The organism is Bacillus sp. YP1 (genome assembly GCF_000877815.1).
Classification (GTDB): Bacteria; Bacillota; Bacilli; order Bacillales; family Bacillaceae; genus Bacillus; species Bacillus subtilis.
Genome location: NZ_CP010014.1, coordinates 1,209,375 through 1,223,314, shown reverse-complemented (window position 1 = coordinate 1,223,314; position 13,940 = coordinate 1,209,375). Strand labels below are relative to the sequence as shown.

Here is a 13,940-nt window from a genome sequence, read left to right as displayed (position 1 = left end):
TCAGGGGTGTTCGGCACTCAATGTTTCTCCCCGTGTTAAACGTTTACCACTAGTTAGGTTTATTGTTTCATTGGATTGTCCTATGCTTTGACAAATAAAAAACTTGGCGGGGGTAGCGCCAAGTTTTTTCGGATCTTGATCTGATAGAGGGGTTGGGGAACAGAGAGTAGCTTCTCTCTATAATTAAATGATAATGATTCTCAGTATCAATGTCAATCGTTTTTTGATATTTTTTTCAATTCATAAAAAAAAACGGCCTATCAGCCGTTAAATCAGTCCGTCCTGCTCATATAAATAAGAATAAGGCAAGTCTATAAATAAATACATCTGATCATCCATCGGATATGAAAACGTTCTGATCATTTCACCTGTTTCCAAATCACTGTACAGATCACTGAAAAAACCTTTTCTGAGATTTCTCATTCGCATAATGTTCTCCAGAAAATAAGGGCGCCAGCTCCAGTTCTTTTCCGCATATTCCGGCTGATAAATCCATTCTCCATCCTGCTTAAACACATTTCCCGTCAGCTGATCGCCTTCTTCATCACACATGTAAATCCTGAAGCTGCAATCTGTCAGCTCTTCCGCCAGCTTTTTAATAAAGTCATCATCAGAAGACAGATTGTTTTTTCTCAAAGAGGTCACAGCCTGATGCACTCGTTTGTAAAACTGTTCGGAGTGCTCATAGACGGTTTCCAGTTTCTTTTTCTCATGTGTGATAAATTGGTGAAATTCAGTTTTTAGTCTATGTTTCAATACATCTCTCTCTAGAAACGTTTCAGATGGAGACACCAAGTAATAGCCCTGAAAATAGCGGCCTCCGTTTCTCCAGGCGTACTGAAGCTGGAAGTTCGCCTCAATGTCTTCATACAGCAGCGCCGCACCGATTTTTCTTGCTAATAAAGATATGCTGTACAGCACATGCTCATATGACGGTGACGGCTGTGACACTTTCAGCGCCTGCAAATCGATTTTTAACAGATCTGGTGAGAGCAGCGCGATTCTGTCCAAGTTGCTGCTTTCTTTTCCGATGTTGTCAACTGCGATTTTAATTCCGTATGTACGATAGTATGCAAGCATATGGTAGAGCTGCTCAATATCCCCTTCAAAATTGTGCTCTGTAATTTCAAGCACAAAACGGTGGAGTTCGATTCCCTTCGCTTCATATTCTTTCAGAAGCTCCAGAAAGCTTTCACCATGATCCAGCATCAGCAGATTGGCATCCTGATTCATAAAAATCAACAGATCAGAATCCGCATCTAAAAAGCGGTCTAGAGCCTGGCGGATAATTCTGTTATCAACCTCTAGTTTATATTCTTCGGGTATCCCCGCATCTAAAAAGAAGGGCCCGAGACTTTGGATTTCTGAATCTGCCAAAATTCGTCCAAGCACCTCATATCCGACAACCTTCTGTTCCTCGGCACTGAAAATCGCCTGGTAATATGGAAGGACATCATCAATGTTCGTTAAAATATCAAGTGGATCCAACATGTTATCACCTGCTTCTCTATCTTTGTCTGATTATACCACATTGAATCCAAAGATTAATATTCTTTAAAACGGATAAGGATTCAGCCATTGCCCTCCGTCCATTGTGATACAATCCCCGTTTATATAGGATGCTTCATCAGAAAGCAAAAACGCTGCCAAAGCGGCGATTTCCTCCGGTGTGCCCAATCGGCCGAGCGGCACACTGTTCATCGTGCGGGCCATCGCTTTTTCCGATTCAAATAGCTTCTCCGCACCGCCTGTTCGTTCAATCGGTCCGGGGGCTATAGCGTTTGTACGAATGCCGTATTTGCTCCCCCATTCAACGGCCAGCGTTCTTGTCAATGACAATACCCCCGCTTTGGCTGCAGCGGAATGAACGACCCCCGCTCCCGCTCCCCAAGCGTACGTGGCTGCCATATTTAAAATGACACCCTGCTGCTTCTGGTCAATCCAATGCCTTGCCGCTGCTTGGCTGCAAAAAAATGTGCCGTTTAAAACAATCTCAATAACGGCTTTCCATCCATTGGGCGTTAGCTTTTCTGCCGGACAAATAAAGTTTCCGGCCGCGTTGTTAATCAGCGCGTCAAACCGGCCAAAGGCTTTTAACGCTTCTTTAATCATGTCTGAAGCGGCGGAATCGGAACGGACATCCATTTGAAAACAAGCGACCTGTCCCTCAAAGGTCTGAATTTCTTTTTTTGTTTCCTCAAGTGCTTCATGGTTCCTCCCTGTCACCATAACGTGCCACCCTAATTCAGCCTGTTTTTTTGCCATCGCTTTTCCCATGCCGCTTGACCCGCCGGTAATAATTACCGCTTTTTTTTCCATGTTTACCCCTCCAATTGTGAATGAGTATTCATTCAATAATATTCTATCATTATATCCCTGCCTCTGTCAGCACATGCTCATATGAGATTTTTATCAGATACAGATGATATAATAGAACAACTCTATTAAAGGTTGGTTTGAAATGAAAAAGATGTCCAGAAGACAATTTCTAAAAGGAATGTTCGGCGCTCTTGCTGCCGGTGCTTTAACGGCCGGCGGGGGATATGGCTATGCCAGGTATCTCGAGCCGCATATGATCGAGACAACCGAACACACAATAAAAAGCTCTCTCATCCCGCACGGATTTGACGGTTTTAAAATCGTGCAGTTCAGCGATGCACACTTGAGTGATTACTTTACTCTCGAAGATTTAAAAACTGTCATTCTTACAATTAATGAATCTAAACCTGATCTCATTGTTTTTACAGGTGATATTATCGATAATCCTGATACGTACCAGCACCCCCAGGCAGTCATTCCATTATTGAGAAAGCTTAATGCTCCCTTCGGCAAGCTTTGTATTTACGGCAATCATGATCATGGAGGCTATGGAACTGCCGTTTACAAAAGCCTGATGACGGCCGGAGGTTTCACGGTATATCGCAATGGCTATCAAACATTGTCACTCGCAGACGGCAGCAAAATCGAAATTGCTTCGCTTGATGACTTAATGCTGGGAAACCCAGATTATGAAGGCACCCTTTCAAGGCTGAGCGACAGACTTTTTTCCATTCTTCTCGTCCATGAACCTGATGCGGCCTTGAAAACAACAGATTATCCCGTGAACCTTCAGCTTTCCGGCCATACACACGGCGGCCAGATTCAGCTGCCTTTTTACGGACCGATTATTACGCCTCCATATGGAAAAGTCTACACAGAGGGAATGTATCAAACGGGCAGCACTCATATTTACGTAAACCGAGGCCTCGGGATGACCAGGCTACCTTTGCGGTTTCTGGCCAAGCCTGAAATCACTGTCTTCACCTTAAAAAGCACAAATTAATGTAGCAGGATGGGCTCCTCATCAATACTTATAAGTAAAAAAGGAGGATGAGGAAACTGCTTACGTACCAGGTGAAGCAAGGTGATACACTGAACAGCATCGCGGCTGATTTCAGAATCAGCACGGCTGCATTACTCCAGGCTAATCCGTCACTGCAGGCAGGGCTCACAGCGGGACAGTCCATAGTCATCCCCGGACTGCCGGACCCATATACAATTCCGTATCATATCGCAGTCTCAATCGGAGCGAAGACCCTTACGCTGTTCCTAAATAATCGGGTAATGAAAACCTATCCCATCGCCGTTGGTAAAATACTAACGCAAACGCCTACTGGCGAGTTTTACATTATTAACCGCCAGCGCAATCCCGGCGGCCCATTTGGCGCTTATTGGCTGAGCCTTTCAAAGCAGCACTACGGAATACATGGGACGAATAATCCCGCTTCGATTGGTAAGGCTGTTTCTAAAGGCTGCATTCGCATGCATAACAAAGACGTGATCGAACTTGCTTCAATTGTGCCAAACGGAACAAGAGTCACGATTAACCGGTAATGTTTTCTTATTTGTTTCAAAAACAGGCGGTTTATAATATGATAAAGTGGGACCTTTAGGGTAAGGAGCGTTTTTATGGATATATTTAAAAATCGTAATTTTGTTCGTCTATTTTTCGCAGCACTCGCTTCTCAAATGGGCACGACAGTAGGCAACATGGCCTTTGCTTTTTTTTTGCTGGACCGATTCAGCAGCCAGCCTTCATATACGACCTTGGCGGAGCTGATGTATTCTCTTCCGACCATATTTGTATTTCTGATCGTGGGAGTCGTCGCGGACCGGTTTGACAGAAAAAAGGTGGCAGAAAATTGTGATTGGATCAGAGCAGGCCTGACTGTCGTGCTTTTTTTCACTTTATTTACCGGCAATATTCCTCTTGTTTTTTGTATCTTATTTATCAGAAGCGCTGTAACAAAGTTTTTCTTTCCGGCAGAAAACAGTTTGGTACAAGCCATTCTGCCGAAGGAGCATTATGCGAAAGCGGCAGGGCTTAATCAGATGCTTTTTAGCATTTTTATGGTGTTTGGAGTCGGTATAGGCGCGTTTATGTACAACACCATCGGTATTGAAGGCGCCATTATTCTTGATTTTGTCAGCTTTATCATTTCCGGGCTGCTGATCCGCAGCTGCCGGATTCCAAAAGAAGCCCGACAGCCAAACGGTGCATTCAGCTGGAGAAAGACTTCTGTTAAGGATTCAATAAATGACTTTAGAGAAGGCATCCTCTATATTTTAAAAAACAAATTGCTGGCATCTCTTATTTTTGGCTTCTTCATTTTTGGATTTGTCAATGGAGGATTCGCCGTATTGCCGATGTTTACAATGAAATATGGATTGGCGCCTGACCGTTATGAGTGGCATACGTCTGTATTTACGATCGCACTCGGGTTTGGGCTGCTGGCAGGCAGCGTAATCGGCACGATCATCTCTAAAAAAGTGAAGCCGCACTTTTTAATGTCGATACCGATTTTCATTGCAGGTTTGCTGATCTTCGTCCTCGGCTACACCAATATTTTATGGGTGTATTACGCGGCAGCTTTTGCACTGGGAATGTGCATCGGACCGATCAACATTGCAATCGGAGGGTGGATGCCCAAAATTGTTCATCCAAAACTGATGGGACGTGTAAGCGGCATGCAGGACCCTTTTATGATGTTTGCACAGTCTTTGACACTTGGCTTAGTCGCACTGTTATTCCCTAAGTTTGTTTCAAACATTGATTATCTTTATTACGGCATGGGTGTTATTATCCTGCTCGTTTTTATTTTTTATTTTATTGCACTGCCAAAATACAGTGCTCAGGCTGTGGAAGTGAATGTTCAGGAAGCATTTCAAGAACAGCCGAAAAAGAAGGCAAGATCTGTATAATGCAGGTTAAAAATGCGCTTTTTTTCTTAGAAAAAAGCGCATTTTTACATTCAATATTTGCATTTCAACTTTAAAAAAGTATAATCTAAACATATAGAAATTGATAAGAGCAAAGGAGAGAAATAATGGACGACCATGCATATACGAAAGATCTGCAGCCAACCGTAGAAAATCTTTCAAAAGCAGTTTACACTGTGAACCGCCATGCAAAAACCGCCCCCAACCCTAAATACCTATATCTGCTGAAAAAACGGGCTTTGCAAAAGCTTGTCAAAGAAGGTAAAGGAAAGAAAATAGGGCTTCATTTTTCAAAAAATCCAAGGTTCAGCCAACAGCAATCGGACGTGCTTATCTCAATCGGAGACTACTATTTTCACATGCCTCCAACTAAAGAAGACTTCGAACATCTTCCGCATTTAGGTACACTTAATCAATCGTACCGAAATCCTAAAGCTCAAATGTCTTTAACAAAAGCGAAACACCTATTGCAAGAATATGTCGGCATGAAAGAAAAGCCGCTAGTGCCAAATCGCCAGCAGCCAGCTTACCATAAACCGGTCTTTAAAAAACTTGGCGAGAGTTACTTTTAAAATAAAAACAGCCGTGCCTCTTTCTGGCAACGGCTGTTTTTATTTATTCAATAACATACGTATCCACTTTTTTAATCAAATCACTGATCTCAGGCTTGCTGATTTGCTCATCTGCGCCTACAACTTCGCCGCGGTGACGCAGATCATCCGTAATTAACGATGAGAAAATCATAACCGGCACATCTGAGCTTTTCGGATTTTCCTTCAGCAGCTTTGTGAGCCTGTGTCCGTCCATTTTTGGCATTTCAATATCAGTGATGATCATATCAATCTGTTCTGATAAATCAGTTTCGTTTTCAGCAAGGTTCATAATGTATTCATATGCCTCTTTTCCATTTTCAAACGAAGCGATATTGTTGTACCCTGCTTCTTTTAATTCATCCTGCAAGAGGCGCATCAAAAGCGGTGAGTCCTCTACAATGATAAGCTTTTTATCAGTTCTTCTTTCATCGAAGCCCTCGGTATGCATATTATACGTGTCAACACCTGAATCTGATTCAATGTCATAAATAATTTTTTCATAGTCAGGCAAAAAGATCATCAGGTCTTCGAGCTTAATAATCCCGGTAAGGTGCCGCTCCATTCCTTGATTTAACGATGTCGGCTTTTCAATCGCTTCCCAGGATACTCTGTGAATTTGAGAAACAGAGCCGACATGAAAAACAATTTTCCGTTTATTAAATTCAGTCACGATATATTTCTCATCTTTTGATCCTTCAGGCTCTACTCCAAAAAATGAGAAGAGACTGATCACAGGGAGAATTTCTCCTCTGAGTTTAATCATTCCTTCTACATGCTGATGGGAGTGAGGCACTGATGTCACCTCGACAGGCTGAATAATTTCTCTTACCTTCATGACGTTAATTCCGAAAGCATTTTCACCCACGCCAAACTTCACAATTTCTAATTCATTTGTACCAGAATCCAATAAAATTTCGTATTGTTGTAACGACAATTCAATCCCTCGCTATTCGCATTCAGTATTGTACTGTATATATCGGCGTAATTTGTAAAAAGTGAATGGCAGCTCTTCAAAATCGAATTCCGAAGGCAACAAGCCGCGTTCCTCAAAAAAGAAACTTTTTTCCTAATAACCATTGACTTTCCAACTAACAGTGATAAAATAGTCAAGGATTTTTCCAAAGAAGGGTGTAAATAATGGGTACCTTAGTAATATTTAAAGAAAACGAAATGACTGTTTTAGAGGATATCAGTGAAGAAACTTACCTGAATATGAAGAAAGAATCAGCTGACCTTCGAGAAGAGCATCCTCCGTATCTGATTTGGCACGAAGACCTTCATTTTGATTATGGCTATTAATGAAATTGGCACATATAAACAATAATAGAACATGATACAATAAAGACAATCAAATCGCTGGTTGTCTTCTTTTTTTCTGAAAAGAAAGGTATGTTTAGAAAAAAGGCGCATACAATCGAAATATATCAGTTAAAAAGGTGACAAATGATCAGCTAGTGGTAAAATAGGATAAACTCATTATATTTGTTAAGGTGATGAATTATGGAACATTTGCTGAATCCGAAAGCAAGAGAGATCGAAATTTCAGGAATACGCAAATTCTCGAATCTTGTAGCCCAACACGAAGACGTCATTTCACTTACAATCGGCCAGCCTGATTTTTTCACACCGCATCATGTGAAAGCTGCCGCAAAAAAAGCCATTGATGAAAACGTGACGTCATATACTCCGAATGCCGGCTACCTGGAGCTGAGACAAGCTGTGCAGCTTTATATGAAGAAAAAAGCGGATTTCAACTATGATGCTGAATCTGAAATTATCATCACAACAGGCGCAAGCCAAGCCATTGATGCTGCATTCCGGACGATTTTATCTCCCGGTGATGAAGTCATTATGCCAGGGCCTATTTATCCGGGCTATGAACCTATTATCAATTTGTGCGGGGCCAAGCCTGTCATTGTTGATACTACATCACACGGCTTTAAGCTTACCGCCCGGCTGATTGAAGATGCTCTGACACCCAACACCAAGTGTGTCGTGCTTCCTTATCCGTCAAATCCTACCGGCGTGACTTTATCTGAAGAAGAACTGAAAAGCATCGCAGCCCTTTTAAAAGGCAGAAATGTCTTCGTATTGTCCGATGAAATATACAGTGAATTAACATATGACAGACCGCATTACTCCATCGCAAACCATTTGCGGGATCAAACAATTGTCATTAACGGCTTGTCAAAATCACACAGCATGACTGGTTGGAGAATTGGATTTTTATTTGCACCGAAAGACATTGCAAAGCACATTTTAAAGGTTCATCAATACAATGTGTCATGTGCCTCATCCATTTCTCAAAAAGCCGCGCTTGAAGCTGTCACAAACGGCTTTGACGACGCATTGATTATGAGAGAACAATACAAAAAACGTCTGGACTATGTTTATGACCGTCTTGTTTCCATGGGAATTGATGTTGTTAAACCATCCGGTGCGTTTTATATCTTCCCTTCTATTAAATCATTTGGAATGACTTCATTTGATTTTAGTATGGCTCTTTTGGAAGACGCTGGCGTGGCACTCGTGCCGGGCAGCTCGTTCTCAACATATGGTGAAGGATATGTAAGGCTGTCTTTTGCATGCTCAATGGACACGCTGAGAGAAGGCCTGGACCGTTTAGAATTATTTGTATTTAAAAAACGTGAAGCAATGCAGACGATAAACAACGGCGTTTAAGCCGTTGTTTTATTTTTTTGGAAATGAAATTTTAAACGCTGTGCCTTTTTCAGGATGGCTGTCCACATGTATAACTCCCTGATGGTTTTCAATGATATTAAATGTCACCATTAATCCAAGCCCCGTACCTTTTTCTTTTGTTGTTAAAAATGGCTCTCCAATCCGGTTTAGTACCTTTTCAGGTATACCTTCCCCTTCGTCTTTGACAGTAACATGAACAGAATGCTCATCTTCGGTTATGATAATGTCTACTGTTCCCCCATCAGGCATTGATTCAACTGCATTTTTGATTAAATTAATGAATACCTGCTTTAATTGGTTTTGATCCCCGTTTATATAAATGCTGTCTTTTTCATAACTTGTTCTGATAAAAATGCCATTTAAATTCGCCTGCGTTTCTAACAGGGCTGAAACCTCACCAATTAATTTTTTCAAGTTCAAATATTCTTTGACAGCATTTTGCTGAGGTTTCGCCAGCATGAGCAATTCACTGAGTATTAATTCGATACGGCTGAGTTCAGAAAACACAATATCAAAGTAATGTTCGTTTCCTTCCATTGTCGGTTTCATCAGCTGTAAAAATCCTTTGATCGCTGTAAGAGGGTTGCGGATCTCATGGGCGATTCCCGCCGCGAGCTGCCCTGCGATTGATAATTTTTCCGATTTCAGCATCAATTCTTCTGTTTGTTTTCTCTCTGAGATGTCCCGAAGAATGACCTGGACGGCCGCTTCACCAAAAAAGGTCGTCGGAATGCAGACCATCTCCGTATAAATGACCCTGTTCTGAAAGGTGAACCAGGATTGCTTGACAATTTCAGATTCTGTTTTTTGCTCGGCAATGTTTTGGATTCTCTCTTTTACATCCTCGTGATCGCAAGGATGCAGCTGATCGTATATGTTTTTGCCAATTAAATCCTCATATGTAGCCGCTTCAAACAGGGAAATTCCCGATTCATTCATAAACACCCATTTTCCATTGTGAATCACCGCAATGGTATCAATGGAATTTTGAATCAGCAGCTGATATCGTTCACGGCTTTTTTGCAGGATGGTTTGGAATTTTTTCCTTGAAGAGATATCGATCAGCAGCAGCAGCTCAGCCTGCTGGTTTTTGTAGACGGTCGGGGATGCTTTCACTTCTAAATGAACAGGTGTGCCATCAAGCCTTTTCCACGTCTGTTCAATCATTCCGACTTCCATTCCTTTTTGCATTCGTATAATCCTGTTTTTCACGATATCATGATATTCTTCTTCAATAAATTCATAGGACCATTTACCAATAATAGCATCCTTGCTTTTTGCTCCCAGCATTGAGAGCATCGCGCTGTTTACATAGACGATCTTGCCTTTGACACTGATGCATAGCGGACTCGGGAGATTTTCAACCAACCGTTCATAATCATCCGTTATATATGTAGTCGATTCCGGGCTTGCAGGTTCGATTTCATGTTTTTCGCAGTTTAGGGATTGATGGCCTGTTTCTTCTTCAAGAACCTTCATTTTCAAAATGATTTCCCGTTCTGTCCGCTCAGCTCTTGTCGTAACAATTTCTACCGCAGCCTCCACCCACACAATCGTATGATCTTTTTTAATAAAACGAAAGGTGCACGGCATCAGGTGATGTTCATTATAAAAATAGCTTTCAACTAAAAATTGGTCTTCCTCATGCAGAAACGTTTTGAGGAATGATCCGATCATCTCTCCTTGGAGATAGCCCAAATGCAGTTTGGAGTTGGCAGATATATAAATGATGCGTCCATTAGAGGCCAAGACTGCATGAATATCGGTTTTTGTTTGAAGTGGTTTAACATGCTGCGTATCCTGTTCCACAGAATCCCTCCTTTGCATGATCATCGTGTTTCGACATATACAGATTGACTTTTACCTAGTATGATTCGCTAGAAAATGAGTATTCTCCTTCTATTCTTATGGTGAACGTCAATTTTTGAATAAAAGAAAGGGCACACAATCTTTTAGTTGTGCACCCTGTTTTTTATTTTTTACTGTGTTTTTTTTCGAGCTCTGCATAGGCGTGGATAGCTCTTTTGGCAATAATTTTATTGATCTTATCATCATCATCTACTGATGGAACAACAACACTAAAGGCCACTTTTGTTTTTTTCGACGGGTAATAGCCGACAAAAGTCAGATTGTATGTTTTTTTCCCCCACCAGTTGCGATTCGTGCCGTAGTAAAATGTTTCCGCTGTTCCCGTTTTCCCTGATACATCTTCTGTAAACGTATTTTTAGCTGTCCCTGAAGAAGTGACTAATTTCATGCCTGTTTGTACTTGTTTCAAATCGCTCTCTGAATTATTAATCTTATTGAGTACTTTAGGTTTCCTATGTTCAATCGCCTTACCCAGCTGGTCTTTTTTTCCTGGCTTATGAATACTTGTAACGATTCTAGGCTGAACACGATAGCCACCATTGGCGATTACTGAGATGTATTGAGCCATTTGAAGCGGTGTGTATGTATCGTATTGGCCAATTGCTAAGTCTAAAATTAATCCTCCTACAGTTTTAGGTGTGGTTTGCATTCCGGCTGATTCCTGCGGGAGATCAATACCTGTCTTTACTCCCAGACCAAACTGGCTGTAATAGTTTCTCATTTTCAGTAGATCGTTCTGATCAGCCGGGAGAGATCCATGCGGCTTGTATGTTACGCCTGCAATATGCATGGCAACATTGAACATATATACGTTTGAACTTTTTTGCAATGCGGTTAATTCATTGATGGTTCCCATATTAGTATAAGATTTTTTTATAAGATTCGTTCCTAAAAGCATTGGAGCATCGACATAATATTTATAATGCGGAATTCCGTCCTGATAGCCGGCTAGCACGGTGGCCCCCTTTACTGCTGATCCCATTTCATATTGGGTGGTAAATGCCCCTATCGCATAATCTTCAATTTTGTTGGTTTTTAAATCTATCTTTTTCCCTGCCATCGATAAAATATCGCCGTTATTCGGGTCCATCATCACGACAAAGGCTCTGTCAAGCATGTAATTTCCGCGTGCACGGCTGTTTCTTACTTCTTCTTCAATGATCTTTTCTACCTTTGCCTGAAGCTCCATGTCAAAAGAAAGCTGAAGATCGTATCCCCTGCTGCCTTTATCAATGGTTTTTTGGCTGACGACATTTCCTTTATTATCTTCTACGTATTCCACTTTTTCTTTATGCGAATTTAAATATTCTTCATATTGATACTCTAAATAACTTTTTCCCACCCTGTCATTATTCGCATAGCCTCTTGTTAAGTAGAAATCTTTCCGGTCGCTCAGCAGGCCCTGATCAGGTGTCGTGACGCCCCCGAAAACAGAATAAAGGGTTTTGTCATAAGGATATTTTCGTGTCCAATCGTTTACGATATCGATTCCCGGAAGTTCTTCTAAATGCTCAGAAACAATGGAAATTTCATCATATGTTAAGTCATTTTTTGGTCTTTGCGAGGAGTTTTTCTTCTCATCAAGCAGCGCTCCGTTTTTTCCATTGCTATTGCTCTTATTTGGATTCATTGCCTTTACGATTTGAGGTTCGTAAGCATTTCCGCTTGAAAACCTTGTATATATCGCAGCAGTTTCCATTTCTTCGTCATCTTGCTGAATAGCCTTTAATTCTTGATCCGGAACACGCTCTATTTGAAGCTTGTAAGCCTGGTCTCCTTTCAGATTGCTTTCTGATTCCTTAAGCAGAGCGGCGGCTTTTTTCGGATGAGCTGCGATCCAGTAATCACGAAGATCCCTTTCCTTCAAAAATTCGGTATCAATATGAATGAAAGAAGCAAGCCGCTTCGCTGTTTTGATTTTATCTTCTGTTTTTGTGCTAGATGTTGATACATACACAATTTCTGGAACGCTCTGGTTGTCGACAGCAACTTTCTGATTTCTGTCGTACATCTTCCCGCGAGGCGCAGGATAGTAAGCTGTTTTTGCATTTGATTTCTCAGCGTCTTCTTCATGCTGTTCGCCTTCAACAATTTGAACAACCCCGAGCTTAAAAATTAATGCAGTGAATAGAACAAAGACAGCTAGGAAAAAAAGGTTCATTCTGATTGCTCTGTTTCCTTTGCTCTTTTTCTTTGGTTCACGTCCTATTTCAGTCACTTCTGGTTACCCCTCTCAAATCATTCAATATATTTACATATACTGAGATTAATTGTAACACCTTTGTAATAGTTGTTACAGCGAAAAGGAGTAAAAAAAGCTGTCAATATAAAAACACATTAAAATATAACTAACGGTTCAAAAAAAAGGAAGCTATGTAACGGTACGATAAAATCATATATACCGCTGATTCCCTTATTCTTAGTGATTCAACGCATTTACTTTACGAAAATGACAATCTCTATTTGTCAAAGGAAAGTGCTGGAATCTTTATGACAAAAAAGCTATGTTATGATTTTTCTGTAGAAACAAACAACTCTAGGAGGTTACGAACTAATGAAGAAAGCATTTATTTTATCTGCTGCCGCTGCGGTTGGATTATTCACATTCGGGGGCGTACAGCAAGCATCAGCGAAAGAACTCTCCTGCCAGCCTGTGGTTACAGTAAAAACGGGGAACACAGTACAAAACATGTCACTTAACGATGCAGTGAAAAAACTGCATATTAACACAAATATCAAAACGTTAAACGCTGCAAACGAAAAAGAGATTAAGCAGTTTCTTCAAAAACATGCGAAGCAATCTAACGTGAAAGTTCAGGATGTTCAAAAGACAGAAACGGCAAAACCTGCACAAAAGACTACTGAAAAAGCAGCTGCTGATCAAAGCACTGCTTCTAAAGCACCCGCAACTGCTGAAAAAACAAACACAACAACATCTGCACCTTCATCTGTAAGTGCATATGAGAAAAAAGTTGTTGAACTTACAAATGCAGAAAGACAAAAACAAGGATTAAAGCCGCTTCAAATTGATGAAACGTTAAGCAAATCTGCACGAGCAAAATCTCAGGATATGAAAGACAAAAACTACTTTGATCACCAAAGCCCAACATACGGCTCACCGTTTGATATGATGAAATCTTTCGGAATCAGCTACAAAACAGCAGGTGAAAACATTGCGAAGGGCCAAAAGACACCAGAAGAAGTAGTAAAAGCTTGGATGAACAGTGAAGGACACAGAAAAAACATTCTAAACCCTAACTTTACTCACATCGGTGTTGGCTACGTTGAGTCTGGAAGCATCTGGACACAACAATTCATCGGAAAATAATAAAAAAAATTCCCTGTACGATACAGGTAATCTTCAGCTTGTAGAGAAAACCATGTTTTTTCTACAAGCTTTTTTTGTATTCATCTAAATGTATGGAGAAACAGAAAAAAGCTGCCAGACCCCCAGCCAAGCAAGGTCAAGTTACGGCAGTCTTCTTCACCCGGCTGCGAAGGGAACTTATTCACTAC

At 41.1% G+C, this 13,940-nt stretch carries 12 protein-coding genes; 7 read left to right on the top strand and 5 right to left on the bottom strand.

The window, feature by feature from the left end:
• Positions 1-267: 267 nt before the first annotated feature.
• Positions 268-1,491 (bottom strand): EAL domain-containing protein, encoded by a 1,224-nt coding sequence (locus QF06_RS06070; RefSeq protein WP_041850884.1) that lies wholly within the window; start codon positions 1,489-1,491, stop codon positions 268-270.
• Between the two features lie 63 nt (positions 1,492-1,554).
• Positions 1,555-2,319, bottom strand: a complete 765-nt coding sequence (gene fadH, locus QF06_RS06065; protein WP_041850885.1) for a 2,4-dienoyl-CoA reductase — start codon at positions 2,317-2,319, stop codon at positions 1,555-1,557.
• A gap of 142 nt (positions 2,320-2,461) precedes the next feature.
• Here fadH and QF06_RS06060 point away from each other — a divergent pair, with 142 nt between their 5' ends.
• The 4 genes from QF06_RS06060 to QF06_RS06045 all read left to right on the top strand — a co-directional run bounded on the left by QF06_RS06060 (position 2,462) and on the right by QF06_RS06045 (position 5,831).
• Complete coding sequence (locus QF06_RS06060) at positions 2,462-3,322, top strand: metallophosphoesterase (protein ID WP_041850886.1); 861 nt, start codon at positions 2,462-2,464, stop codon at positions 3,320-3,322.
• 56 nt (positions 3,323-3,378) lie between these two features.
• The gene (locus QF06_RS06055; RefSeq protein ID WP_072174092.1) at positions 3,379-3,873 is read left to right on the top strand and encodes a L,D-transpeptidase family protein; all 495 of its coding nucleotides are present in this window, start codon (positions 3,379-3,381) and stop codon (positions 3,871-3,873) included.
• A 75-nt stretch (positions 3,874-3,948) separates the two neighbouring features.
• On the top strand, positions 3,949-5,241 hold the full coding sequence (locus QF06_RS06050; RefSeq protein ID WP_014479656.1) for an MFS transporter: 1,293 nt from the start codon (positions 3,949-3,951) through the stop codon (positions 5,239-5,241).
• Positions 5,242-5,366: 125 nt separating this feature from the next.
• Entirely contained in the window at positions 5,367-5,831 is a 465-nt protein-coding gene (locus tag QF06_RS06045; RefSeq protein ID WP_003232406.1) for a YkyB family protein, read from the top strand.
• A gap of 43 nt (positions 5,832-5,874) precedes the next feature.
• Here QF06_RS06045 and cheV read toward each other — a convergent pair whose 3' ends face one another.
• A complete protein-coding gene (gene cheV / locus QF06_RS06040; protein WP_014476655.1) occupies positions 5,875-6,786 on the bottom strand; it encodes a chemotaxis protein CheV in 912 nt (303 codons plus the stop codon).
• 203 nt (positions 6,787-6,989) lie between these two features.
• Here cheV and QF06_RS21040 point away from each other — a divergent pair, with 203 nt between their 5' ends.
• Together QF06_RS21040 and QF06_RS06035 are read left to right on the top strand one after the other, a co-directional pair.
• Complete coding sequence (locus tag QF06_RS21040) at positions 6,990-7,151, top strand: hypothetical protein (RefSeq protein WP_014476654.1); 162 nt, start codon at positions 6,990-6,992, stop codon at positions 7,149-7,151.
• A gap of 201 nt (positions 7,152-7,352) precedes the next feature.
• Positions 7,353-8,534: an aminotransferase A gene (locus QF06_RS06035; protein ID WP_041850887.1), complete on the top strand. Its 1,182-nt coding sequence runs from the start codon at positions 7,353-7,355 to the stop codon at positions 8,532-8,534.
• Positions 8,535-8,543: 9 nt separating this feature from the next.
• On the opposite strand, the gene kinA is transcribed toward QF06_RS06035, so the two are convergent.
• Complete coding sequence (kinA, locus tag QF06_RS06030) at positions 8,544-10,364, bottom strand: sporulation histidine kinase KinA (RefSeq protein ID WP_015252197.1); 1,821 nt, start codon at positions 10,362-10,364, stop codon at positions 8,544-8,546.
• A gap of 163 nt (positions 10,365-10,527) precedes the next feature.
• Positions 10,528-12,642: a peptidoglycan D,D-transpeptidase FtsI family protein gene (locus QF06_RS06025; RefSeq protein ID WP_041850888.1), complete on the bottom strand. Its 2,115-nt coding sequence runs from the start codon at positions 12,640-12,642 to the stop codon at positions 10,528-10,530.
• 336 nt (positions 12,643-12,978) lie between these two features.
• On the opposite strand from QF06_RS06025, the gene QF06_RS06020 reads away from it, so the two are divergent.
• Positions 12,979-13,752: a CAP domain-containing protein gene (locus tag QF06_RS06020; protein ID WP_041850889.1), complete on the top strand. Its 774-nt coding sequence runs from the start codon at positions 12,979-12,981 to the stop codon at positions 13,750-13,752.
• Positions 13,753-13,940: the final 188 nt, after the last annotated feature.